Below are 25698 nucleotides of genomic sequence, written 5' to 3' on the forward strand. Positions count from 1 at the left end.
CTCACTCCCACAGGTTTTTGCATTCCTTCAGATAAATCGGGGGCTCTTAAACAGCCGCGTTATAGAACTGCTCGCTGCTCTTCTGCTCAACCAGTGCCTGCTCGATAGCCGCCTGATGCACCTCGTCAGCGTGCTCTTCGCGCGCTTCCGGCAGAATCCCCAGGCGCGAGAACAGTTGCATGTCCTTGTCAGCCTGCGGGTTGGCGGTGGTCAGCAGTTTTTCGCCGTAAAAAATCGAATTCGCGCCAGCGAAGAACGCCAGGGCCTGCATCTGCTCGTTCATCGCTTCGCGGCCGGCGGACAGGCGTACGTGGGATTTCGGCATCAGGATGCGGGCCACGGCGAGCATGCGGATGAAGTCGAACGGATCGATGTCTTCGGCATTTTCGAGCGGCGTGCCGGCGACTTTCACCAGCATGTTGATCGGCACCGACTCTGGATGCTCCGGCAGGTTGGCCAGCTGGATCAGCAGGTTGGCGCGGTCATCGAGGGACTCGCCCATGCCGAGGATGCCGCCGGAGCAGATCTTCATCCCCGATTCACGCACGTAGGCCAGGGTTTGCAGGCGCTCGCTGTAGGTGCGGGTAGTGATGATGCTGCCGTAGAACTCAGGCGACGTATCGAGGTTGTGGTTGTAGTAGTCGAGGCCGGCGTCGGCCAGCGCAACGGTCTGGTCCTGATCCAGGCGACCGAGGGTCATGCAGGTTTCCAGGCCCATGGCTTTCACGCCTTTGACCATTTCCAGCACGTATGGCATGTCTTTGGCCGACGGGTGTTTCCACGCCGCGCCCATGCAGAAACGGGTCGAACCGATGGCCTTGGCGCGAGCGGCCTCCTCGAGGACCTTCTGCACTTCCATCAGTTTTTCTTTTTCCAGGCCGGTGTTGTAGTGACCGGACTGTGGGCAATATTTGCAATCTTCCGGGCAGGCGCCGGTCTTGATCGAGAGCAGCGTGGAAACCTGGACGCGGTTGGCGTCGAAATGCGCGCGGTGCACCGTCTGTGCCTGGAACAACAGGTCGTTGAATGGCTGAACGAAGAGTGCTTTGACTTCGGCCAAAGACCAGTCATGACGCAGGGTTGCAGAGGTGCTGGCGCTCATGGGCGTTTCCTTTGTTTTATGCTTGGCAAGCGCCTGGGGATGGAATACCCACAGACGCGACACGGATGTTCGGCATATTTAAGGAAGACTCATGCGCTGTCAACCACGATACGATGGACCGGTTTACATCTGGTTAAAAAACACACAACACTGTTTGCTCTGTGCTGAACCGGCCGAGGAACGCATCCCGATCTGCATGGCCTGCGAAACGGAGCTGCCCTGGCTGGGCGACCACTGCCAGACCTGCGCCCTGCCCTTGCCTGGCACAGGCTTGACCTGCGGTCAGTGCCTGAAACAGCCGCCCGCTTTCGAGCGAGTCGCCGCGCCGTGGTCGTACAGCTTTCCGCTGGACACGCTGATCACGCGCTTCAAGCACTCGGCAAAATGGCCGTTTGGCCGCCTGCTCGCCGATCTTCTCGCGCAATACCTGCAACATCGCTTCGACGAAGACCTGAATCGACCCGACGCACTGGTCCCGGTGCCGCTGGCCGCTAAACGACTGCGCCAACGGGGTTTCAATCAAGCCGCGATGCTCGCCCGCTGGCTCGGCAGCCATCTGGACACTCCTTGCGACGAAACGCTGCTGCTGAGGATTCAAGACACCAGCGCGCAGCAGGATTTGAATGCCGAGGCCCGCAAGAAGAACCTGTGCAACGCGTTCGCCCTGACACCCGGCGCGCAGATCAAGGGGCGCCATTTGGCGTTGGTGGACGACGTACTAACCACCGGCGCCACCGCGCAAGCCCTCGCCCGGCTGTTGATGGATGCTGGCGCTGCGCGGGTTGACGTCTACTGCCTGGCCCGCACACCCAAACCGGGCGACGCGGCCTGACTTGACTCCCGCAGCCCAAGCGGCCAACGTCTTCCTAATTGTCACCGCCAAAGCGCCTCACCATGTCCTTGCCTACGTTGTTGTCCCAGCACATTGTCCGTCGCCCGCAGCGCATCGCGTTGCTGCAACACATCGCCGAACAAGGCTCGATTACCCGCGCAGCGAAAAGCGCGGGCCTGAGCTACAAGGCAGCATGGGACGCCATCGACGAGTTGAACAACCTGGCGCAGAAGCCGTTGGTGGAGCGCAGCGTCGGCGGCAAGGGTGGCGGCGGTGCCAAACTCTCCAGCGAAGGCCTGCGCGTGTTGCGCCTTTATCAAAAGCTGCAAGTCCTCCAGGCCCAGGTGCTGGAGGCCGCCGAGGATGCCAGCGATCTCGACCTGCTCGGCCGCCTGATGCTGCGGACCAGCGCGCGCAACCAACTGCACGGCAAGGTGGTCGAGATCGAAGCTCAGGGGCGCAACGACCGCATTCGTCTCGAACTGGCCGCAGGCTTGAATATTGATACGCAGATCACCCACGACAGCACCCTGCGCCTGGAGCTGGAAACCGGCACCGAGGTGGTCGCCCTGATCAAGGCCGGTTGGCTGGACGTGCTGGCTATCGAGCAAAACGCAACACCCGGCAACAATTGCCTCAAGGGCATTATCGAAGAAATTCTCGACGCCGAAGACGGGCCCAGCGAAGTACGCATCAGCCTGCCCAATGGCCAGACGCTGTGCGCCTTGGCCGAGCCACTGCACTTGCGAACCCAAGGGCTGACCACTGACAAACCGGTGCTGGTACAGTTTTCTCCCTCCAACGTCCTGCTGGGCACTCCCCTCTGAAACAAAAGCGTCATGTCCGCTCACTAAGGTGACTGCAAAAACCGCAGGGAGCCTGATGTGAGCCTATTAGAAGAAAACCAGTCCACCGACCTCGAAAAAATGGTCGGCCTCAGCCGTCGCGGTTTCATCAGCGCCGGCGCCCTTTGCGGTGCCGCCATGTTTCTCGGCGGCAACCTGCTGAGCCGCAGCGTCATGGCCGCGAGTGTCAGCGCCGGCACCAGCAAACTGTTGGGTTTTGACAGCATCCCCGCCGCCACCAGCGACGCCATTACCCTGCCAGCCGGCTACAAGTCCTCGGTGCTGATCAGCTGGGGCCAGCCTCTACAAAAGAATGGTCCAGCCTTCGACCCGAGTGGCAACGGCACGGCCGAGCATCAGGAAGTCCAGTTCGGTGACAACAACGACGGCATGAGCCTGTTCGAATTTCCCGGTGAACAAGACCGGGCGCTGATGGCGATCAACAACGAATACACCAACTATCGCTACCTCTACGCGCATGGCGGCATGCCGCAGTCGGCCGAAGAAGTGCGCAAGGCGTTGGCCTGCGAAGGCGTGTCGGTGATCGAAGTGCAACGCAAAAATGGCCAGTGGCAGTTCGTCCAGGGCTCGCGCTACAACCGTCGGATTCACGGCAACGCACCGATCAGCCTGAGTGGCCCGGCTGCTGGCCATGAACGGGTGAAAACCAGCGCTGACCCGCATGGCAAAAATGTCCTCGGCACCTTCCAGAATTGCGCCAACGGCAAGACGCCATGGGGCACGTACCTGACCTGCGAAGAGAACTTTACCGACTGCTTCGGCAGCAGCAATGCCGAGCAAAAATTCGACGCGGCGCAAAAACGCTACGGCGCGGTGGCGGCCAGCAAAGAGATCAACTGGCACCAGCACGACGAACGTTTCGACCTGGCGAAAAACCCGAACGAACTCAACCGTCACGGCTGGGTGGTGGAAATCGACCCGTTCGACCCGCAATCAACTCCGGTCAAGCGCACGGCCCTGGGCCGCTTCAAGCATGAAAACGCCGCCCTGGCAGAAACCCATGACGGCCACGCCGTGGTGTACATGGGCGACGACGAGCGCGGCGAGTTCATCTACAAGTTTGTCAGCCGCGACAAGATCAACCACAAAAAACCCAAGGCCAACCGCGACCTGCTCGACCACGGCACCTTGTACGTGGCGCGCTTCGACGCCGGCGACGGCAATGCCGATCACCCGAAAGGCAAAGGTGAGTGGGTCGAACTGACCCACGGCAAAAACGGCATCGACGCCAGCAGCGGCTTTGCTGATCAGGCCGAAGTGCTGATCCATGCACGTCTCGCCGCCAGCGTGGTGAAAGCCACGCGCATGGACCGCCCGGAATGGATCGTGGTAAGCCCCAAGGACGGCCAGGTTTATTGCACCCTGACCAACAACGCCAAGCGCGGTGAGGATGGCCAACCGGTGGGCGGGCCAAACCCGCGCGAGAAAAACGTCTACGGGCAGATCCTGCGCTGGCGCACCGACCACGATGATCATGGCTCGAAAAGCTTTGCCTGGGACCTGTTTGTGGTCGCCGGCAACCCGGGCGTCCACGCTGGCACGCCGAAGGGTGGCTCGTCGAACATCACGCCGCAGAACATGTTCAACAGCCCGGATGGCTTGGGTTTCGACAAGGCCGGGCGGTTGTGGATTCTCACTGACGGCGACTCGAGCAATGCCGGTGATTTTGCCGGGATGGGCAACAACCAGATGCTGTGTGCCGACCCGGTGACCGGGGAGATCCGCCGGTTTATGGTCGGGCCGATTGGTTGCGAAGTGACGGGGATCAGTTTCTCGCCAGACCAGAAGACGTTGTTTGTCGGGATTCAGCACCCGGGGGAGAACGGGGGTTCGACGTTCCCGGAGCATCTGCCGAATGGCAAGCCACGGTCTTCGGTGATGGCGATTTCCCGTGAAGATGGCGGGATCGTCGGCGCCTGATCAACGTTCCCCCCTAATGATCGTTCCCACACTCTTCGTGAGAATGCCTCACCGGACGCTCCGCGTCCGCTTCTGGGGACGCAGAGCGTCCCTGACTGCATTCCCACGCAGAGCGTGGGAAGGATCCCCCTAAAGAAGCCCGGTCTGCGCTACCATGCTTGGCCGGACGCGGCAGCCTGCTGCGCGCAGGAGTCAGCATGGCCCACCCGTTTGCAACCCTCACCCCAGACCTCGTGCTCGATGCCGTCGAAAGCATCGGCTTTCTCAGCGACGCGCGCATTCTGGCGCTCAACAGCTACGAGAACCGCGTCTATCAAGTCGGCATCGAAGACTCCGAACCGCTGATCGCCAAGTTCTACCGCCCGCAGCGCTGGACCAACGAAGCGATACTCGAAGAACACCAGTTCACCTTCGAACTCGCCGAGTGCGACGTGCCCGTGGTCGCGCCGATGATCCACAACGGCGCCAGCCTGCACGAACACAACGGCTTTCGTTTTACCCTGTTCCCGCGCCGCGGTGGCCGTGCGCCAGAGCCGGGCAATCTCGATCAACTCTATCGCCTGGGTCAGTTGCTCGGTCGCCTGCACGCCGTGGGCTCCACCAAACCGTTCGAGCACCGTGAAGCGCTGGGCGTGAAGAACTTCGGTCACGACTCGCTGACCACCTTGCTCGAAGGCAATTTTGTCCCCAAGAGTTTGTTGCCCGCCTACGAGTCCGTGGCCCGCGATCTGCTCAAGCGAGTGGAAGAGGTCTACAAGACCACGCCGCACCAGAACATCCGCATGCACGGCGATTGCCACCCCGGCAACATGATGTGCCGTGACGAAATGTTCCACATCGTCGACCTCGATGACTGCCGCATGGGCCCGGCGGTGCAGGACATCTGGATGATGCTCGCCGGTGACCGCCAGGAATGCCTCGGCCAATTGTCGGAACTGATGGACGGCTACAACGAGTTTCACGATTTCGATCCGCGGGAACTGGCGTTGATCGAACCGCTGCGCGCCTTGCGTCTGATGCACTACAGCGCCTGGCTCGCCCGCCGCTGGGACGACCCGGCGTTCCCGCACAGTTTTCCGTGGTTCGGCAGCGAGCGGTATTGGGGTGACCAGGTGCTGGCGTTGCGTGAGCAACTTGCAGCCCTGAACGAAGAACCCCTGAAACTTTTCTGATTCGCACAGTTCCCACCTGTGGGAGTGAGCCTGCTCGCGATGGCGGCGAAACATTCAGCACATCAGTGGCTGACACACCGCTATCGCGAGCAGGCTCACTCCTACAGGGACCGTGTTCACAATTGCCCAACCTATTCAGGCAGGACTTTAGTAGACAAATCTCCTTACAATCCCCTCTTTGTTAGCTGCCTAAGCAAGGATTCTGCATGCAAGCTGCCAACCCGCGTCGCGGGTACATTCTGGGCCTGAGCGCCTACATCATCTGGGGACTGTTCCCGCTCTATTTCAAAGCCATCGCCAATGTACCCGCCGTGGAGATCATCATCCACCGCGTACTATGGTCCGCATTGTTCGGTGCCTTGTTGCTGATGGTCTGGAAACATCCCGGCTGGTGGCGCGAGTTGCGCGACAACCCGAAACGCCTGGCGATCCTGGCCCTGAGCGGCACGCTGATCGCGGCCAACTGGCTGACTTACGTGTGGTCGGTGAATAACGGACGGATGCTTGAGGCCAGCCTCGGTTACTACATCAACCCGCTGGTGAACGTGCTGCTGGGGATGTTGATCCTCGGCGAACGGCTGCGGCGCATGCAATGGCTGGCGGTGGGTCTGGCGGCGGTCGGCGTGGCGCAGCAGGTGTGGCAAGTTGGCAGTTTGCCGTGGGTGTCGCTGGTGCTGGCGCTGACGTTTGGATTCTATGGATTGATCCGTAAACAGGCACCGGTCAAAGCGCTGCCCGGTCTGGTAGTGGAAACCTGGATGCTGGTGCCGATTGCGGTCGCGTGGCTGCTGTTCAACCCGACGGCGGCCAGTGCGCAACCCGAGTTCTGGACCACCTCAGAAGCCTGGTGGCTGGTGGCCGCCGGCCCGGTCACGCTGGTGCCGCTGATCTGTTTCAACGCCGCCGCACGGCATATCCCCTACACAACCTTGGGATTCCTCCAGTACCTGGCGCCGACGCTGGTGCTGTTGCAAGCCGTTTTGCTTTTCGACGAACACCTGTCGTCCAGCACGCTGGTTGCGTTTATCTTCATCTGGGCAGGCCTGGCGGTCTACAGCGTGGATGCGTGGATAAGTTTGCGTCGCCGCAGCTGATCAAAAAACACACAAACCTCTACAGGCCACGCTCTCCGTGGCCTGCATCGATCCTTCCCAAGGTTATCCACAGCGTGATCCCCGCTGTTTGTGCGCAACTTGTTGAAACTGCTGGTTTTTTGATCAGATCCTGAAGAAGCCCGGCCGGCGTGGGCTGGCGGGCTGTCTCTACAGGTTATCCACAGGCAGGTGCACGTTTAACTTGGATAACCCTTTCACGGTTCGCTGCGTAGCACCAGTTCGACCATCAAATCGTCCGCCAGGGTTTCCAGGCGCGACTGCAATACGTCCAGCGACAAGGTCAGCGGCACGGCGAGGATTGCCTCAGCGTGGAACAGCGGCTCGCTGCTCATCGGCGCCGGACGCACTTCTGTGACCAGTCTTTCCAGGTTCACACCCTGCTCGCTGAGCAGACGGGTGATGTCACGTACGATCCCCGGACGATCGTTGCCCACCAACTCCATCGCAATCGGCTTCCAGGTGCAGGATTGTTCGATGCCGCTTTCGGCAATCAATACGCGAATGCCTTGGGCGGACAACGCCTGTAGGGCATCGACCAATTCATCGTAGGCCTCGGCCGGTACCCCCACCCGAAGAATCCCGGCGAACTGCCCGGCCATGCGCGACATACGGCTTTCCAACCAGTTGCCGCCGTGCTCGGCAATGCACTGGGCAATGCGCTCGACCTGCCCAGCCTTGTCCGGAGCAAACACTGTGAGTACGAGGTGGTCCATGGCGCAGCCCTCTTTTGTTATAGAAACAGAAGTATAGGCAAGGGCTGATACTGCGTTGATTCGTCTGCTCGCGATGGGAACGCCGCTGAAGATGCTGCCAACAACAAATCGTGTACAACTTTTTATATTTAACTGGAACAATCCAATGGTTTTTTGAGAACATCCCGTTCCCCGACATGACTGCAATGCGTCATGGGGTCGCAGAACGACGTAATTAGTCTAATTTTCACAAGCGCAATTCATCATGTAGTATGCCGCAGCGCGCACTACATAACGTTGGATCGATGTCTGCCACCGGCACACTCGCAACCCTGAAAAGCCCTGTCAGCAAGGCCTACAAGCCGTTGATCGGACCGAACCCAGCCGCCCGCAAGGGCATGTACTGGCGGACGGGTTTGTGGTTTAAATGGCCTGAGGCTTCATTGTCAAAATTGAAGAGCTGAAAAGCGAAATAGCTGAGCAGAGTGAGGCAAGCAATGACTGAACACGTTCAAGTCGGTGGCCTGCAGGTCGCCAAAGTCCTGTTCGACTTCGTAAACAACGAAGCCATTCCCGGTACCGGCCTCACCGCCGATAAGTTCTGGGCCGGTGCCGACAAGGTCATTCACGACCTGGCCCCGAAGAACAAAGCCCTACTCGCCAAACGCGATGATTTCCAGGCTCGTATCGATGGCTGGCACCAATCCCGTGCCGGTCAACCACACGACGCTGTGGCTTATAAAGCCTTCTTGCAAGACATCGGTTATCTGCTGCCAGAAGCGGCCGATTTCCAGGCAACGACGCAAAACGTCGATGACGAAATCGCCCGCATGGCCGGTCCGCAACTCGTGGTGCCGGTCATGAACGCCCGTTTCGCGCTCAACGCCTCGAACGCCCGCTGGGGTTCGCTGTATGACGCGCTCTACGGCACCGACGCCATCAGCGAAGCTGACGGCGCGGAAAAAGGCAAAGGCTACAACAAGGTTCGCGGCGACAAGGTGATTGCCTTCGCTCGCGCCTTCCTCGACGAAGCCGCGCCATTGGCTGCCGGCTCCCACGTCGATTCCACCGGCTACAAGATCGTTGACGGCAAACTGGTGGTCGCCCTTAAAGGCGGCAGCAACACCGGCCTGCGCCACGACGCTCAGCTGATCGGTTTCCACGGCGATGCTGGTGCTCCAACCGCGATCCTGCTGAAAAACAACGGCCTGCACTTCGAAATCCAGATCGATGCCAGCACCCCGGTCGGCCAGACCGATGCTGCCGGCGTCAAAGACATCCTGATGGAAGCCGCTCTGACCACCATCATGGACTGCGAAGACTCCGTCGCCGCCGTCGATGCCGATGACAAAGTGGTGATCTACCGCAACTGGCTCGGCCTGATGAAAGGCGACCTGTCGGAAGAAGTCTCCAAGGGCGGTCAGACCTTTACCCGCACCATGAACGCCGACCGCACCTACACCGGTGTCGATGGCAAGGAACTGAGTCTGCACGGTCGTTCGCTGTTGTTCGTGCGTAACGTCGGTCACCTGATGACCATCGACGCTATCGTCGACAAAGACGGCAACGAAGTGCCGGAAGGCATCCTCGACGGTCTGGTGACCAGCCTTGCAGCGATCCACAGCCTCAATGGCAACAGTTCGCGCAAGAACAGCCGCACCGGGTCGGTCTACATCGTGAAGCCGAAAATGCACGGCCCGGAAGAAGCCGCGTTCACCAACGAGTTGTTCGGTCGCATTGAAGACGTACTCGGTCTGCCGCGCAACACGCTGAAAGTCGGGATCATGGACGAGGAGCGCCGGACCACGGTCAACCTGAAGGCCTGCATCAAGGCCGCCAGCGAGCGCGTGGTGTTCATCAACACCGGTTTCCTCGACCGTACGGGCGATGAAATCCACACCTCCATGGAAGCCGGCCCGATGGTGCGCAAGGCCGACATGAAGGCCGAGAAGTGGATCGGCGCCTACGAGAACTGGAACGTCGATATCGGTTTGAGCACCGGCCTGCAAGGTCGCGCGCAGATCGGTAAAGGCATGTGGGCGATGCCCGACCTGATGGCGGCGATGCTCGAGCAGAAAATCGCTCATCCGCTGGCCGGCGCGAACACGGCCTGGGTTCCCTCGCCGACGGCTGCTGCGCTGCACGCGTTGCACTACCACAAGGTCGATGTATTCGCCCGTCAGGCTGAACTGGCCAAACGTGCCCGCGCGTCGGTGGACGACATCCTGACCATCCCGCTGGCGGTGAACCCGCAGTGGACTGCGGAACAGATCAAGAACGAACTGGACAACAACGCCCAGGGCATTCTCGGTTATGTGGTGCGCTGGATCGACCAGGGCGTGGGTTGCTCGAAAGTGCCGGACATCAACGACGTCGGCCTGATGGAAGACCGTGCAACGCTGCGGATCTCCAGCCAGCACATCGCCAACTGGCTGCGCCACGGCATCGTTACCGAAGCGCAAGTGATGGAAAGCCTCAAGCGCATGGCGCCGGTGGTCGACCGTCAAAACGCCAATGACCCGCTGTACCGTCCGCTGGCCCCGAACTTCGACAGCAACATCGCCTTTCAGGCGGCGGTCGAACTGGTGGTTGAAGGCACGAAGCAGCCAAACGGCTACACCGAGCCGGTCCTGCACCGTCGTCGTCGCGAGTTCAAGGCTGCCAATGGCCTGTAACTGAGCACTGACGCCGGACAAAAAAAAGGCCCTGATCGAAAGATCAGGGCCTTTTTGTATCAAGTCGGTGTTTGCTCATCCATTATTCCCAACTCATGTTTGACCAGCTCCAACAACGTGCCGGTATCGACAGGTTTGAGCAGGAAGTCGACCACTCTCAGATGCATTGCGGCAATCGCATCTTTCACGTCGGCGTCGCCGGAAACGATGATGAACGGCAGTTCTGCCCGCTCCGACTCGCGAACCTGGCGGATCAGGTCCAGGCCATCGATGTGCCCCATGCGCAGATCGGTAATCACCAGGCCGATCGAGGGTTTCTCCTTCAGCATTTTGAGTGCGGTTTCAGCACTGGCGGCGGTCATGCAACGAATACCGTCCAACGCAAGAATCTCCGACAACAGCTCACGCGAGTCTTTATCGTCGTCAACGATCAGCACCCGCTGCGCCGGCAAATCGGGTTCGAGCATGACGGCACTCAGCGCCTCGCGCTCGGCATCACTCAAAATATCGTGGTCGGACATGGCGTTCTCTACGTTTTCAATTCAATCCCCTAGCTCAATCGTCAGACACCGCTAAGCAGACCATCAATGTGCACTTCGTCGGAAAGTATTTCTATAGCCAATGTAGGAGGTTTTTCCCACATTTGCGTCAGACATTTCCTAACTTCCGACACCTGCATGACCTACCTAGACTTACGTCCAATGGGCACCCCGCACGCAGGGGCGGACGATGGCAGCGTCATCCGACAACAACAATTCAAAAAAGACTGCGGTAATGGTTATGAGTAAAGCGGACGCCTTCACACAGGCAGGGAAAACCGCCGTATTGCAAAACATTCAGGGCACTTTGCAATTCCTTCAGCGGTTCCCGCCCTTCAATCAGATGGAACACGCTCACCTGGCGTACCTGGTTGAACAATGTCAGCTGCGTTTTTATGCCCCCGGTGACAGCATTATCAAGCCCGCCGATGGCCCTGTTGAATACTTCTACATCGTCAAACAGGGCCGCGTCGTCGGTGAGCGCCCACACACGGCCAAGGGTGGCACCGAAACCACGTTCGAAATCACCACGGGGGAATGCTTCCCCTTGGCCGCGTTGCTGGGTGAACGGGCGACCCGAACTGAGCACCTGGCCGCCGAAGACACGTTTTGCCTTCAACTGAACAAGCTGGCGTTCATCAAACTGTTCGCACTTTCCAGCACCTTTCGTGACTTTGCCCTGCGCGGCGTCAGCAGTCTGCTGGATCAGGTCAACCAGCAAGTCCAGCAAAAAGCCGTAGAAACCCTCGGCACTCAGTACTCGCTGAACACGCGCCTGGGCGAATTGGCCATGCGCCACCCGGTGACCTGCAGCCCGGCGACGCCGCTGCGTGAAGCGGTGACGCTGATGCACGAGCAACAGGTCGGCAGCATCGTCGTGGTCGATGAACACAAAGCCCCGCTGGGAATCTTCACCCTGCGCGACCTGCGCCATGTGGTGGCGGCCGGTACCAATGACTTCAATGAAACGATCGAGCGGCACATGACCCAGGCGCCGTTTTTCCTGTCGCCGGACCACAGCGCTTTCGACGCGGCCATCGCCATGACCGAGCGGCACATCGCTCACGTCTGCCTGGTGAAAGATCAGCGCCTGTGCGGCGTGGTCTCGGAACGCGACCTGTTTTCCCTGCAACGGGTGGATCTGGTACACCTGGCACGGACGATTCGCAGCGCCCAGCGCATCGAAAACCTGGTGCTGATGCGTGGCGAGATCGGCCAACTGGTCGAGCGCATGCTGGCTCACGGCGCCTCGTCGACGCAGATCACCCACATTATTACGCTGCTCAACGACCACACCGTGTGCCGGGTGATCGAGCTGACCCTCGCCGATAAAGGTGACCCCGGTGTGCCGTTCAGTTGGTTGTGCTTCGGCAGCGAAGGCCGGCGTGAGCAAACGCTGCATACCGATCAGGACAACGGCATTCTGTTCGAGGCCCGAGACGCCGCGCACGCTGCCGAGATTCGCGGCAAGCTGTTGCCGATTGCCCAGCAGATCAACCAGAGCCTGGCGCTCTGCGGCTTCACGCTGTGTAAGGGCAACATCATGGCTGGCAACCCGGAGTTGTGCTTGTCGCGGGCCGAATGGGCGCGACGGTTTGCGGCGTTTATCCGCGAGGCGACGCCGGAGAACCTGCTGGGATCGAGCATCTATTTCGACCTGCGCGTGGTCTGGGGTGACGAACAAGGGTGCGAGCAACTGCGTCGCGGGATCCTCGATCAGGTCGCCGATAACCGGCTGTTCCAGCGGATGCTGGCCGAGAACGCCTTGCGCAATCGTCCGCCCGTGGGGCGTTTCCGTGAGTTCGTACTGGCGCGCAAGAACGGTGAAAAAGCCACGCTGGACCTCAAGGTGCAGGGCCTGACACCGTTCGTCGATGGCGCACGGTTGCTGGCATTGGCCCACGGGATCGAGACCAACAATACCCTGGAGCGTTTTCGCCAACTGGTGGCCAAGGAAATCATTCAGCCGCTGGACGGTGCCGCCTATGAAGAGGCGTACCACTTCATTCAGCAAACCCGTATGCAGCAACATCAGCTGCAAACGCGGGAGAACTTGCCCTACTCCAACCGGGTCGATCCGGACAGCCTCAATCATCTGGACCGGCGGATCCTGCGCGAATCCTTGCGCCAGGCGCAACGCCTGCAAAGCAGCCTGGCCCTGCGGTATCAGCTATGAGCCTGTTTTCATGGCTACGCCCGGCCACGCCGCTGCTGACGGAAGAGTTGCAACAACGACTCAAGCGCTTGCCGGCGGTGACCGAGCTGGGTGAATGCAGCCTGCGTGAACAGCGCTGGGTGGTGCTCGACCTGGAAACCACCGGGCTCAACCTGAACAGGGATCGGGTGTTGTCCATTGGTGCCGTGGTGATCGAGGACGGCGCCATCGACTTCAGCCAGCAGTTCGAACGCACGCTGCAATGCGCCGACCTGAAGCTCGCGCCCAGCATGCTGATTCATGGCCTCGGCCCCAGCGCCATTGCGGCCGGCAGCGATCCGGCGCATGCCTTGCTCGACTTCATGGAGTTCCTCGGCGACAGCCCGGTGCTGGCGTTTCATGCGCCGTTCGATCAACACATGCTGGGCCGCGCGCTGAAAGACCACTTGGGCTACAAGTTGGCTCATCCGTTTCTGGACGTGGCAGACATCGCCCCGCTGCTGTGCCCTCAGGCGCACATTCGCGAGGCCGGTCTGGATGAGTGGATCGACTGGTTCAAACTGGAAGTGTTCGAGCGACATAACGCCAGTGCCGACGCGTTGGCGACGGCTGAATTGGCGTTGATCCTGTTCAGTCGGGCGCGGCAGCAGAAGATTAATAGCCCGTTGAGCCTGCAGCAGCGGTTGAGTCAGTGGAAACGACGACAGCATGCGCCGTCCTTCTAACCAGGCAGTGACTGTTCTGGCCCCATCGCGGGCAAGCCATGCTCCTACAGATCACGGGATACCCCTGTAGGAGCATGGCTTGCCCGCGATCAACGATAACGCGGTCAAACTGGATACATAACGCCTCATCCACCCGACCAGCGCCAATTGCTTACCTTCCCCGCCTCTGCCACAATCGCGAATAATTCTCGTTAGTTAACACTTCCCAATCGGTGATGCTGCGTGTCTTCAATCCAAAGCCCCCACAGTGAGCTCGTTGGTGCGTTATATCGCGACCATCGCGGTTGGCTATTGGCCTGGCTGCGACGCAACGTGGCGTGCCCGCAACGTGCCGAAGACCTGAGCCAGGACACTTTTGTGCGGTTGCTTGGCCGAGATGAACTGAAAGAGCCGCGCGAGCCGCGGGCGTTCCTGGTGGCGATTGCCAAAGGCCTGCTATTCGACTACTTCCGTCGCGCCGCGCTGGAACAGGCCTACCTCACCGAATTGATGCTGATCCCCGAAGGCGAACAACCGTCGGTCGAGGAGCAGCAGTTGATCCTCGAAGACCTCAAAGCCATCGACCGCCTGTTGGGTCAACTGTCGAGCAAGGCTCGCGCCGCGTTTCTCTATAACCGCCTCGACGGCCTCACCCATGCCGAAATCGCCGAGCGACTGGGTGTCTCGGTGCCGCGTGTCCGGCAATACCTGGCCCAAGGGATTCGTCAGTGCTACATCGCCTTGTACGGTGAACCGGTATGAGCCCGGTCAGTTCAAAACCGGTGTCAGCCAAGGTGCTGGACGCAGCGATTGCCTGGCAATTGTCCCTGGATTCCGGCAGCTCGGTGGAGCGCGAAGCGTTCAGCCAGTGGCACGCAGCCCACGAGGAACATGCCCGCGCTTGGCGCCAGCTGGGCATGCTCGACCAGCGTTTCAGCGTCGCCAACGGCCCGGCCCGTACGGCGTTGCTGCAATCGCGTGAAAGCATTCGCCGCCGCGTGCGCAAACTGGGCAGCGGCGTGGCCAGTGTTATCGCCGTGATCGGGCTGGCGCTGTTTGCCGGTGAGCGTTATCTGCCCCTCGACTACTGGCTGGCCGATCAGCGCACCGCCACCGGTGAGCAGCGCACCCTGCGCCTGGCGGACGGCACGCTGCTCAACCTCAACACCCACAGTGCTGTGGACATCCGTTTTGATGAGAAGCAGCGGCGGATCATCCTTCAGGAAGGCGAAATCCTCATCGAAACCGGCCACGGCGATGCCCGACCGTTTATCGTCGAAACCCGCGAAGGTAGCATGCGCGCCCTCGGGACGTTGTTCCTGGTCAAGCGCGAGGAGGAAGGCACGCGCCTGAGCGTTTTGAAGTCCGCTGTCGCCGCGCATCCCGAGTTGAGAACTGAAGAACAGATTCTGCAAGAAGGTCAGCAAGTGCTGATGCGCAGCAATGGCCTGGGGCCGATTGTCGCCATCAATGCCGGCGCCGATGCGTGGACTCGCGGCATGCTGGTGGTCGATAACGCGCGCCTGGAAGACCTGGTGCATGAACTCGGCCGGTATAGGCCCGGGCACCTGGGTGTTGCACCCGAGATTGCCGACCTGCGGATCACCGGCAGCTTCCCGCTGCACGACACCGATAAAGCCTTGAGCGCCCTGTTGCCGACCCTGCCGGTGCAGATCGAACAGCACACGCCGTGGTGGGTGACGGTGGCGAAGGCTGACGCCAGGCCTTAAATGATGATCGCTCCCACGCGTGGGAAGGATCATGTCTACAGATCAGCACCCGATTTCTGAATCGAAATTATTTTCATCCAGCCCTATCACTTTTCAATTCTCGTCCGGCACCTAAGCAATTGAGAAATGTTTCCATTCAGGAGCCGCCGTATGTCCCGTTCGCTGAACACCTTGTTGCGCCCCAGTTTGCTGGCAATCGCCATTGCCCTTTGCGCCCCTCTGGCCAGCACTCAGCTGATCGCCGCTGAACAGGCCTCCAGTGTTCACGCCTACAACCTGCCGGCCGCGCCATTGGCCAGCACCCTGAACCAGATCGCCAGCCAGGCCGGCCTGGCGCTGTCGCTGAATCCATCCCTGGCCGCAGGCAAGACCTCGGCGCCGGTGAAGGGACAATTCGACGCGGCCGCCGCCCTGCGTCAAGCCTTGCGCGGCACCGGTCTGCAACTGGAACAGAGCAGCGCCGGCACCTACAGCCTGGTCGCCATTCCCGAGGGCACGCTGGCCCTGCCGGAAACCGCGGTCATCGGTATGGAAAATACCGAAAGCGCCTGGGGCCCGGTAGACGGTTACCTCGCCAAACGCACCGCCGCCGGCACCAAGACCGATACCGCGCTGGTCGAAGCACCGCGCTCGATTTCCGTCGTGACTCGCGAGCAAATGGACGACCGCAACGTCCAGAACCTCGATGACGCCGTGCGCTACATGCCCGGCACCACCGCCAGCAGCTACGGTAGCGACACCCGCGCCGACTGGTTGCGCGTGCGTGGTTTCGAACCGACCCAGTTCCTCGACGGCCTGCCCCTGCCTAAAGGCGTGTACGCCAACCCGAAACAGGAAACCTGGAACCTCGATCGCCTCACCGTGCTGCGCGGCCCGGCGTCCTCGGTGTACGGCCAGACCCCGCCGGGCGGCTTGCTGGACATGGTCAGCCGCCGCCCATCAGCAGTGGATAGCCACGAGATCGAGGTGCAATACGGCAGCGACAACCATCGCCAGATCAACTTCGCCAGCACCGGCAAGATCGATGACGAAGGCCAGTTTCTCTATGGCTTGAGCGGCGTGGTGCGCGACAGCGATACGCAGATCGACCACGTCGAGGACAAGCGCTACAACATCGCGCCGAGCCTGACCTGGAATATCGACGAAGACACCCGGTTCACCCTGCTGACCCAGTTCACCCGTGACGATACCGGCATCACCAGCCAGTTCCTGCCGGTGCAAGGCACCAAAATCGACATGCCGTTCGGTGATATTTCCCATCACAAGAACCTCGGTGATCCGGACTGGGAATACTACGACCGCACCTACTACGCGCTGGGCTATGCGTTCGAACATCGCCTGAACGACGTCTGGCAATTCCGGCAGAACCTGCGTTACACCAAGTCGGACCTGTCGTTCCAGGCCGTCACCGTTGGCTCGTATCCGTTCACCCAGGTGGATGACGCCGGCAACGTGGGCCGCTCCACCACCAGCGTCGAAGAAGACATCAGTCAGTTCGCCGTGGACAACAACTTCCAGGCCGACTTCGCCACCGGGGAAGTGAATCACACCGTGCTGCTGGGTCTCGATCACCAGCGCAGCAACACCAACTACCTCTCCATTTTCGGCAGCGCACCGCCGATCAACGTCAACAACCCGATCCATGGCTTGCCGATCGAGCGTCCGGACCGTTCCACCGCGTTCTACGACTATGATCAGAAGACCTATCAGACCGGCCTGTACGTGCAGGACCAAATGGCCCTCGATCAATGGCGCCTGACCCTCGGCGGCCGTGAAGACTGGGTGCACACTGGCACCAAGTTCTTCAACAAGGGCGATGCCACCAACACCGAGCGCGACAAGAATTTCAGCGGCAACGCGGCGATCAGCTATGTGTTTGATTCGGGCTTTGTGCCGTACCTGTCGTACGCCGAATCCTTCCAGCCGACCACCGGTGCAGCGGCCTCGTCCACTGAATCGTTCAAACCCACCGAAGGCAAACAGTGGGAACTGGGCATCAAGTACCAGCCGCCCGGCAGCAATACCCTGCTGACCGCTGCAATCTACGACCTGACCCAGAAAAACGTCTCGGTCACCACCACCGTCGGCGCCACGCCAATCACCAGCCAGACCGGTGAAGTCAAAGTCAAAGGCCTGGAACTGGAAGCGGTCTCCGACGTGACCGAAAACCTCAAGCTCATCGCCGCGTACACCCTGGCCAAATCCGAAGTGCAGGATGGCGACTTCAAAGGCAATCGCCTGCAACTGATGCCTAACCAACAGGCCTCGCTGTGGACTGACTACACCTGGCACAACGGCATGCTGGACGGCTTCGGCGTAGGCGCCGGCGTTCGTTACACCGGCAATACCTACGGCGACCAGGCCAACACCGAACTGGGCAAGGCAGATGCCTACACCGTGTTCGACGCCGCCGTTCATTACGACCTCGGCCGCCTGGACAACACCCTGAAAGGTGCGTCCCTGGCCCTGAACGCTACGAACCTGTTCGACAAGGACTACATCTCCACGTGCGACAGTTTCTACTGCTACTACGGCGACCAGCGCAGCGTCGTCGCCAGTGCAACCTACAAGTGGTAATCGTCTGACCTGACATGCCCCACAACCAGGCCGTCCTCTTCAGGGCGGCTTTGGTATTTCTGAAGGCCTGGAAATGAAAAGTAAAACAATTCGCCGCTGGTCCTTCGTCCACACCTGGACCAGCCTGATCTGCACGGTCTTCCTGCTGATGCTGGCATTGACCGGGTTGCCGTTGATTTTCCACCACGAGATCGACCATCTGCTGGGCGATGCCGCCGAGTTGAAATCGATGCCGGCGGACACGCCGAGGCTGGACTTGCAGCAGTTGGTGCAGGCGGCTGAAAAGCACCGCCCCGGCGAAGTCATGCAGTATTTCGGTTTTGAGGACGACGAGCCCAACGGCGCCGTTACAATCATGGCGGCAACCGCCGGCACCGAGCCGAACGCCTCGCACACCTTCATGCTCGATGCCCGCACCGGTGAAGCCGTGGAAATGCCCTCGGCCAATGGCGGTTTCATGATGGTCATGCTGCGCCTGCACGTGGACATGTTTGCCGGTCTGCCGGGCAAGTTGCTGCTGGCGTTCATGGGGTTGATGTTTGTGGCGGCCATCATTTCCGGGACGGTGCTGTATTTACCGTTTATGCGTCGCTTGAAGTTCGCCACCGTGCGCCAGGACAAATCCACCCGCTTGCGTTGGCTGGATCTGCACAACCTGATTGGTGTGGTCACACTGACCTGGGCGCTGGTCGTCGGCGTGACAGGCGTGATCAGCGCCTGTGCCGACCTGATGATTGCTGCCTGGCGCAACGACAGCCTGAGCGCGATGGTCGCGCCGTATCGCGACGCGCCACCACTGACGCACCTCGCACCGGCGAGCCGTCTGCTCGACATCGCCGAGGAGGTGGCACCGGACATGACGCCCGATTTCATCGCCTTCCCTGGCACGCGGTTTTCCAGCGAACACCATTACGCGGTGTTCATGAAAGGCAGCACCCACTTGACGTCGCACTTGCTGACACCGGTGCTGATCGACGCCACCACGCTGCAAGTCACCGCGGTGGCAGAACGACCGTGGTACATGGACGCCATGGGCATGTCGCAGCCCCTGCACTTTGGCGACTACGGCGGCCTGCCCATGAAGATCCTGTGGGCGACCCTCGACGTGCTGACCCTCATCGTGCTCGGTAGCGGGGTTTACCTGTGGGTGGTGCGGCGCAAAGCGGCAAAACCTGTGCTCGAACCTGCCGAGGCCCATGCATGAAGCGCAGGCAATCGAACTTCTGGAGGGTCTTCGGCACACCCGCGTTCATCGCCTTGCTCAGCGCTGCCGGATTGTTCGCAGCGCTGTTGGGTGATGGCGTGTGGGACGCCCTGAGCTGGCTCGGCCTGGGCGTGCCCGCCTTCTTCGCCCTGCGCGGCCTGCTGCAACGCCACTGAACTATGCAAGAGCGAGCCTGCTCGCGATGGGATCACCTCGGTTTCCTGAAAGACCGCGTTGCCGACATCTCGAGCAGGCTCACTCCTACAGGTTTCGACCTTGAGCTATCGGGTCAACGCGCTATGCTGCCCGACACTGCCACCGACCGAGACGTTGCCATGTCCGCCCCCAGCATGACCCTGTACCACAACTCGCTATCGCCCTTCGTTCGTAAAGTCATGGTGCTGCTGCACGAGACCGGTCAGACCGGCCGCGTGGCGTTGCAGGACTGTGTGCTCACGCCGGTCAACCCGGACCCGTCACTCAACGAAGACAACCCGCTGGGCAAAATTCCCGCCCTGCGCCTGGCCGACGGCAATGTCATCCATGACAGCCGGGTAATCCTCGATTACCTCGATCACCAGCACGTCGGCAACCCGCTGATTCCGCGCGAAGGCTCGGCCCGCTGGCGGCGCCTGACCCTGGCCTCCCTGGCCGACGGGATCATGGACGCGTCGGTGTTGGTTCGTTACGAAATGGTCCTGCGCGACCCGCAGAAGCACTGGGACGAGTATCTGGATGCCCAGCGCGACAAGATTCGTCGCGGCTTGGCGGTGCTGGAAAAAGACGCGATTGCCGAGCTGACCAGCCATTTCGATGTCGCGGCGATCAGCGTCGCCTGTGCGCTGGGCTACATCGACTTGCGCCATCCGGATCTGGAATGGCGCGAGCCAAATCCGCAGTTGGCGGCGTGGTATTTCGAGGTAAGTCAGCGGCCTTCGATGTTGGCGACGATGCCCAAGGTCTAAAATCTTCGCTGACTGTCCTGGCCCCTTCGCGAGCAGGCCCGCTCCCACATTTGATCTGCAGTGTTCGTATTTTTTATGTCCTCTGGAGATCTAGTATGGGAGCAGGCTTGCTCGCGAAGGCACCACACCGAATCCGAAGGAAACAACGCGAATATCAGCGTCGCCAAAACCTCCCCTACCCGCTGATCCTCCCGCAACCCAATCGACCGGCTCATTCCACCGCCCCCAGATCAAACACCATCGGCTTGGTGCTCTTCTGCCCGATCCCGTACCAGTCCAGCTTGCGGGTCAGCACCATGAACACCCCGAGCAACCCGAACAGCAACAACGAGCCCATCAGCAAGGCGTAATCTTCGGCACTCAGCAAGCCATAGAGCAAGCCGTACAACGCCGCCAACCCCGCCGAAAAACTCAAGCCATGGCGCACGCTGCGCAGCACATGGCAGACATAGAACCCGATCAAGAACACACAGCTTGCCGACGACAACAGATACGCCAGGGCAAAACCAATGTGCTCGGACAGCGACAGCAACAACAGATAGAAGAACGCCAAAGCCACGCCGACCAACGCGTATTGCACCGGGTGCACCGCCAGGCTTTTCAGCACTTCGAACAGGAAGAACCCGGCGAAGGTCAGGATGATAAACAGCAAGGCGTATTTGATCGCCCGATCACTCTTCAGATATTGATCCACCGGATCGATAAAGCTCACGCCGAAGCTGCGCCCGTTATACGCCTCGCAACCACCGCCGGACACACAACTGCTCAGCGCTTCCTGCAGGTTGGTGGAGAAGAACGAGGTCTGCCAATTCGCCGTAAATCCCTGATCAGTGACTTCGCGCTGGGCCGGCAGGTAGTTGCCGATGAAGCTCGGATGCGGCCAGTTCGCGCTCAGCGAGACGTTGCTGGTCTTGCCCACCGGCAGAATCTGCAACTGCCCGGTGCCCTGCAACCGCAGGTCAAAACCGAAGGCCAGTTTCGTGACTTGCTTTGTGTCCAGCGCCGGCAGCGTTACGTGTACGCCCTCCCCCAGCCACCCCACCTGACTGCCCGGAACGAAGTCCAGCGTCTGGCCATTCAGGTCCAGTTTCAACGCATTTTCGATGCCGCGAATGTCGCTGATGCCCACTGCCAGAAATGGCTGGTCGAACTGGTAATCCGCGAAATCTTCCTTGATGCCCCATTGCGCCGGCACCGAGAAATGCCCGCTGATGTGGTTTTCTGCGTGGAACAGACGGGCCTCGTAAATACCTCGCGAGCGCAGTTCGGTCTGGATCTGGCCATCGAGCTCGAAACGCTCTGGCAGGAAGTACAAACGACCGCGCTCTTCACCAACGTCCTGGTAACGCTGGTTGGTTTTCTCGTTGAGCTTCCAGGTGCGCACCACTTTGCGATACGGCACCACCATCAACGGGCCGCTCAGTTGCTGGCTGAAGCTTGCGCTGCGGGCGATGTCTTCGAGTACACCGTCACGCCGTTGCTGGCGGTCCTGGATGATGCCGTTGATCATCAGCAATGGAATGAGCAAAAGCACAATCAAAAGGGCAATGGCCCCGAGTTTTAGGGTCAGGCTGCGGTTCATGGGACTCTCCTTGTTTGGATGGGGAGAGTCTGGGAGGGCTGTGTGGGGGATTTATGGGGCGAATGTGGAGATTATGTGGAGACTGCACTGGCCCCTTCGCGACTCGGTCTTAAGCCAGGCGCAACCTGACTTCAACGCCGCCCTCAACATTGCCAATGCTCAATGTCCCGCCATGCAACTGGACCACTTCTTCGACAAAATTAAGCCCCAGCCCAGTGCTTTTGCGACCACTGTCCGGACGCGGCAATGAGTAAAACCGCTCGCTCAGACGCGGCAAGGCATAGTCAGGAATCGCCTCCGCCTGGTTAAACAGCCTGAACTCAATCCACTCCCCAATACGCTCGGCGCTAAAACGCAGCACACCCTGAACCGGGGTGAAATCCAGCGCATTCTCCAACAAATTCCCCAACGCCTGACGCAATAGAAACGGCTCACCGGTTAGCGTCAGGTCCGCCGAAATCCGTTGCTCCACACGCAACTGCTTACCCTCGATCCGAGCCGTCTGAGCCTTCAACACTTCATCCACCAACCCGGCCAACGGCACCGCTACTCGTTCCTCCAGATTTTGCCGCTGTTCGACTTGAGCCAGGTTCAGCAGCCGCTCAATCAACTGCTGCATCCGCACACTTTCGCTATCGATATTGCTGACGAACCGCTGCTGCTGCGCCAACGGCATCTCGCCTTGCAGCAATTCCGCTGCCCCGCGAATCGCCGCCAACGGGCTCTTCAACTCATGGGTCAGCGTGTGCACATAACGCTCGACGTAGTCCTTGCCTTCGAGCTGCGTGCGCATGTGCTCCACCGCTGTCGCCAGTTGCTCCAGCTCTCCGCCGCGATAATGCGGCACCTCCACCCGTCGGCCGTCACTCACCGCTTGCGCATACACGGTCAACCGGCGCAGTGCCGCGCTCAACCACCACGACAACAACGCACCGAACAACAGGCCAAGGCCGATCAGCCCGGCGCCATAGGCCAGCAATCGCCGTTCGGTGCGATCGACGTAAGGTTGCAACGAGCTGTTGGGCTTGGCCACGGTGACCACGCCGATGATCTGGCCGTTGTCCCGGATCGGTGCGCCGACGTGCATCACCGAAGAGTTGGCATCGTTCGGGTCGCTGCGCGTGGAGCGGGCGCCGTATTCGCCGCGCAGGGTCAGGTACACGTCGTTCCAGCGCGAGTAATCCTGCCCCACCGCCGTCCCGCTGGAGTCCAGCACCACCCTGCCTTTGGCGTCGGTGACGTAGATGCGATGATTGACCTGATTCTTCGGCAAGCCCCAGATGTTTGCCTTCGGTTGCCGCTCGCCGTAGGCCTGGAGCAACTCGGGCCAGCGATGCTGGTTGAGGGTCCCGGCCTTGAAGTCGTCGCGCAGGATTTCGGCCATCAGGTTGGCCGTGTCGACCAGGGTTTCTTCGGTGGACTGGCGCACACCGGGGCGGATTTCTTCCATCACGGTGTTGAGCACGAAGTAACCGGTCAGGCCGATAAACAGCACGTAGACCAGGAAAATCCGGATCCCCAGCGGCATCAGCTGTGCCCCGGGCTGTAGCTGTAGCCGAGGCCGCGATGGGTCTGGATCGGCTCGGCATCCGCCCGTACCAGACGCAGTTTGGCGCGCACGCTCTTGATGTGGCTGTCGATGCTGCGCTCGTAACCGGCATCGGCAGCGATGCCCAGCGCATCCAGCAACTGCTCGCGACTGAACACCCGCTCGGGTTGCTCCAGCAGGCATTGCAGCAGGCGGAATTCGTGACGGGTCAGGCTCAGCGATTGACCGCGATAGCTGATTTGCACCCGTTCGTTGTCGATCCGAAACAACGTCGATGAGGATTCGGCCACCGTCCTTGGCGCCATGCGTTTGAGAATGGCCCGGACCCGAGCGGCCACTTCTCGCGGACTGAACGGCTTGATCACATAATCGTCGGCACCGATTTCCAGGCCCACCACACGATCGATTTCGGCATCGCGGGCACTGAGAAAGATCACCGGCACTTCGCTGAAACGGCGCAATTGCTTGCAGGTCTCGAAGCCACTGATGTCGGGCAAACCAATGTCGAGAATGATCAAATCGGCTGGCATGGCACGCTGATGATCCAGCGCTGCCGCGCCCAGGCTCAGCCAGGTCGTGGAGAAGCCTTCACCCTGTAACGCGAAAACCAGGGTGTCGGCAATCGCCGCTTCGTCTTCGACAATCAAGATATGAGGCATGGCGTCCTGGCCCGGTTATGAAGTGGGCGAACGGTGCCCCAAGGCTCACGTCACGTCAATGAGACCACTTGAATTCAGCAGTCGGGTTTGTCGGCGGTAAAACGGCGTGCAGGGTTCACCGCCGCGCCGAATTCACGCAAGGCTTTGGCGCCGATCAGCAAAGGGTAGTTGAAGCTGCTGCGGTCGGTCAGGTTGACCTCGACGGTGCGCTTGACGTTGCCCAGGCACAGCTCCAGATCGACTACTGGACGCTTGGTGGGCTCGGTCGCTTCCTTGTCATCGTCCTCTTCTTCGGAACGGGTCTTGATCTTGCTGATCCGCGCGACCTTGTGTTCGTAGACCTTGTTGCTGGCGTCCTTGGTGGCGAGACGGAAACGGACCCAGTCTTCTCCGTCGCGGGTGAAGGTTTCGATGTCCTTGGCCGACAGCGACGCGGTCAGGGCACCGGTGTCCATCTTGGCCTTGAGCACTTCGCCGCCGATTTCCGGCAGCGCGATGTATTCGTAACGCCCGTACAGGGTCGGCTCGGCGGCCAGGACTGGCAGGGCCACCAGGGAAAGCAGTGCGAGGATCGATTTCACGTAATGGGCATCCATAAGGAGTGGGCAGCGGGATTTTAGACCGTTGTCGAGTAGATCGTTCCCACGCTCTGCGTGGGAACGAGCGTGTCGCAAGATTAACGCCCCAAAGGTGAAACATTCGTCACCCCCGATTTGGCCTCACGCCCGAAGCTGCTTATCATGTCGCGCCCAAATGCTTCCAAGAGTTACTTATGCGCCGCCTGCTCACCGGCTGTTTCGTCACCCTGCTGCTGTTGCTCAACACCCTGGTCCTGATCGGGCCGCTGATGGTGTTTGCCCTGCTCAAACTGGTCCTGCCCGGCCGCTATCGCGACTACGCCTCGTGGGCGGTGATGTGGATCGCCGAGACTTGGGCGGAAATCGACAAGCTGATCTTTCGTCTGTGCATCCCGACCCGCTGGGACATCCGCGGCGGCGAAGGCCTGCGCGTCGACACGTCTTACCTGGTGATCAGCAACCATCAATCCTGGGTTGATATCCCGGCGTTGATCCAGACCCTCAACCGGCGCACGCCATTCTTCAAGTTCTTCCTCAAGAAAGAGCTGATCTGGGTGCCGTTTCTGGGGCTGGCCTGGTGGGCGCTGGATTACCCGTTCATGAAGCGCTACACCAAGGCCTACCTGGCCAAGCACCCGGAGCTGGCCGGCAAGGATCTGGAGATCACCAAAGCGGCGTGCGAGTTGTTCAAGCGTCAGCCGGTGACGGTGGTGAACTATCTGGAAGGCACGCGTTACACCGCAGCCAAAAGCACTCAGCAGCAGTCGCCGTTCAGCCACCTGCTCAAGCCCAAGGCGGGCGGCGTGGCGTTCGTTCTGGCGGCGATGGGCCAACAGCTGGACGCGATTCTCGATGTGACCGTGGTTTATCCACAGCAGAAGATTCCGGGGTTCTGGGACCTGATCAGCGGCAACGTGCCGCGCGTGATCATCGACATCCAGACCCGCGAGCTGGATCCGGCCCTGTGGCAGGGTGATTACGAAAACGATCCGGCGTTTCGCGAGAAGGTCCAGAACTGGGTCAACCAGCTCTGGACCCTCAAGGATCAGCGCATCGCCGAACTCAGGGGCGAGCGCCGCTGA

At 60.4% G+C, this 25698-nt stretch carries 22 protein-coding genes; 15 read left to right on the forward strand and 7 right to left on the reverse strand.

Features of this window, described 5'->3' with window-relative positions; genetic code table 11:
• Nucleotides 1-46 precede the first annotated feature (46 nt).
• A complete protein-coding gene (gene bioB / locus J2X66_RS04920; protein WP_007947833.1) occupies nucleotides 47-1102 on the reverse strand; it encodes a biotin synthase BioB in 1056 nt (351 codons plus the stop codon).
• Nucleotides 1103-1193: 91 nt separating this feature from the next.
• Between bioB and J2X66_RS04925 the strand changes: the two genes are divergently transcribed.
• From J2X66_RS04925 to rarD, 5 genes are all read left to right on the forward strand, one after another.
• The gene (locus J2X66_RS04925; RefSeq protein ID WP_310261639.1) at nucleotides 1194-1934 is read left to right on the forward strand and encodes a ComF family protein; all 741 of its coding nucleotides are present in this window, start codon (nucleotides 1194-1196) and stop codon (nucleotides 1932-1934) included.
• A 62-nt stretch (nucleotides 1935-1996) separates the two neighbouring features.
• Nucleotides 1997-2761, forward strand: coding sequence for a TOBE domain-containing protein (locus J2X66_RS04930; RefSeq protein WP_310261644.1), 765 nt, complete (start codon nucleotides 1997-1999; stop codon nucleotides 2759-2761).
• Between the two features lie 57 nt (nucleotides 2762-2818).
• Nucleotides 2819-4720 carry a PhoX family phosphatase gene (locus tag J2X66_RS04935; protein WP_310261646.1) on the forward strand — a complete coding sequence of 634 codons (1902 nt, stop codon included), beginning with the start codon at nucleotides 2819-2821 and terminating at the stop codon, nucleotides 4718-4720.
• 197 nt (nucleotides 4721-4917) lie between these two features.
• Nucleotides 4918-5892 carry a serine/threonine protein kinase gene (locus J2X66_RS04940; RefSeq protein ID WP_310261649.1) on the forward strand — a complete coding sequence of 325 codons (975 nt, stop codon included), beginning with the start codon at nucleotides 4918-4920 and terminating at the stop codon, nucleotides 5890-5892.
• A 206-nt stretch (nucleotides 5893-6098) separates the two neighbouring features.
• Nucleotides 6099-6986, forward strand: coding sequence for an EamA family transporter RarD (gene rarD, locus J2X66_RS04945; RefSeq protein WP_310261653.1), 888 nt, complete (start codon nucleotides 6099-6101; stop codon nucleotides 6984-6986).
• 215 nt (nucleotides 6987-7201) lie between these two features.
• Here the strand turns inward: rarD and J2X66_RS04950 are convergent, their stop codons facing one another.
• Nucleotides 7202-7720, reverse strand: coding sequence for a glycine cleavage system protein R (locus J2X66_RS04950; RefSeq protein WP_027926687.1), 519 nt, complete (start codon nucleotides 7718-7720; stop codon nucleotides 7202-7204).
• Nucleotides 7721-8196: 476 nt separating this feature from the next.
• Between J2X66_RS04950 and J2X66_RS04955 the strand changes: the two genes are divergently transcribed.
• Nucleotides 8197-10374, forward strand: a complete 2178-nt coding sequence (locus J2X66_RS04955; RefSeq protein WP_310261658.1) for a malate synthase G — start codon at nucleotides 8197-8199, stop codon at nucleotides 10372-10374.
• A gap of 59 nt (nucleotides 10375-10433) precedes the next feature.
• On the opposite strand, the gene J2X66_RS04960 is transcribed toward J2X66_RS04955, so the two are convergent.
• Entirely contained in the window at nucleotides 10434-10895 is a 462-nt protein-coding gene (locus J2X66_RS04960; RefSeq protein ID WP_310261661.1) for a response regulator, read from the reverse strand.
• 253 nt (nucleotides 10896-11148) lie between these two features.
• Here J2X66_RS04960 and J2X66_RS04965 point away from each other — a divergent pair, with 253 nt between their 5' ends.
• From J2X66_RS04965 to J2X66_RS05000, 8 genes are all read left to right on the forward strand, one after another.
• A complete protein-coding gene (locus tag J2X66_RS04965; protein WP_310261664.1) occupies nucleotides 11149-13089 on the forward strand; it encodes a putative nucleotidyltransferase substrate binding domain-containing protein in 1941 nt (646 codons plus the stop codon).
• Complete coding sequence (locus tag J2X66_RS04970; RefSeq protein ID WP_310261667.1) at nucleotides 13086-13793, forward strand: 3'-5' exonuclease; 708 nt, start codon at nucleotides 13086-13088, stop codon at nucleotides 13791-13793. The genes J2X66_RS04965 and J2X66_RS04970 overlap by 4 nt, the downstream gene beginning before the upstream one ends.
• Nucleotides 13794-14015: 222 nt before the next feature.
• Nucleotides 14016-14534, forward strand: coding sequence for an RNA polymerase sigma factor (locus J2X66_RS04975; RefSeq protein WP_123433049.1), 519 nt, complete (start codon nucleotides 14016-14018; stop codon nucleotides 14532-14534).
• Nucleotides 14531-15502 (forward strand): FecR family protein, encoded by a 972-nt coding sequence (locus J2X66_RS04980; RefSeq protein WP_310261672.1) that lies wholly within the window; start codon nucleotides 14531-14533, stop codon nucleotides 15500-15502. Before J2X66_RS04975 ends, J2X66_RS04980 begins: the two co-directional genes overlap by 4 nt.
• 150 nt (nucleotides 15503-15652) lie before the next feature.
• Nucleotides 15653-18079 carry a TonB-dependent siderophore receptor gene (locus J2X66_RS04985; protein WP_310261675.1) on the forward strand — a complete coding sequence of 809 codons (2427 nt, stop codon included), beginning with the start codon at nucleotides 15653-15655 and terminating at the stop codon, nucleotides 18077-18079.
• A 73-nt stretch (nucleotides 18080-18152) separates the two neighbouring features.
• Complete coding sequence (locus J2X66_RS04990) at nucleotides 18153-19283, forward strand: PepSY-associated TM helix domain-containing protein (RefSeq protein WP_310261678.1); 1131 nt, start codon at nucleotides 18153-18155, stop codon at nucleotides 19281-19283.
• A complete protein-coding gene (locus tag J2X66_RS04995; RefSeq protein WP_310261682.1) occupies nucleotides 19280-19459 on the forward strand; it encodes a hypothetical protein in 180 nt (59 codons plus the stop codon). Before J2X66_RS04990 ends, J2X66_RS04995 begins: the two co-directional genes overlap by 4 nt.
• Nucleotides 19460-19618: 159 nt before the next feature.
• Nucleotides 19619-20248, forward strand: a complete 630-nt coding sequence (locus tag J2X66_RS05000; protein WP_310261685.1) for a glutathione S-transferase — start codon at nucleotides 19619-19621, stop codon at nucleotides 20246-20248.
• 211 nt (nucleotides 20249-20459) lie between these two features.
• Here the strand turns inward: J2X66_RS05000 and creD are convergent, their stop codons facing one another.
• From creD to J2X66_RS05020, 4 genes are all read right to left on the reverse strand, one after another.
• Entirely contained in the window at nucleotides 20460-21830 is a 1371-nt protein-coding gene (gene creD / locus J2X66_RS05005) for a cell envelope integrity protein CreD (protein ID WP_310261688.1), read from the reverse strand.
• 109 nt (nucleotides 21831-21939) lie between these two features.
• Nucleotides 21940-23358, reverse strand: coding sequence for a two-component system sensor histidine kinase CreC (gene creC / locus J2X66_RS05010; protein WP_310261691.1), 1419 nt, complete (start codon nucleotides 23356-23358; stop codon nucleotides 21940-21942).
• On the reverse strand, nucleotides 23358-24038 hold the full coding sequence (gene creB, locus J2X66_RS05015; protein ID WP_310261694.1) for a two-component system response regulator CreB: 681 nt from the start codon (nucleotides 24036-24038) through the stop codon (nucleotides 23358-23360). The genes creC and creB overlap by 1 nt, the downstream gene beginning before the upstream one ends.
• A gap of 74 nt (nucleotides 24039-24112) precedes the next feature.
• Nucleotides 24113-24619, reverse strand: coding sequence for an ATP-dependent zinc protease (locus J2X66_RS05020; RefSeq protein ID WP_027926673.1), 507 nt, complete (start codon nucleotides 24617-24619; stop codon nucleotides 24113-24115).
• A 191-nt stretch (nucleotides 24620-24810) separates the two neighbouring features.
• On the opposite strand from J2X66_RS05020, the gene J2X66_RS05025 reads away from it, so the two are divergent.
• Complete coding sequence (locus tag J2X66_RS05025) at nucleotides 24811-25698, forward strand: acyltransferase (RefSeq protein ID WP_310261698.1); 888 nt, start codon at nucleotides 24811-24813, stop codon at nucleotides 25696-25698.

Origin of the sequence: Pseudomonas sp. 3296 (genome assembly GCF_031456615.1) — a bacterium.
GTDB lineage: Bacteria > Pseudomonadota > Gammaproteobacteria > Pseudomonadales > Pseudomonadaceae > Aquipseudomonas > Aquipseudomonas mucoides.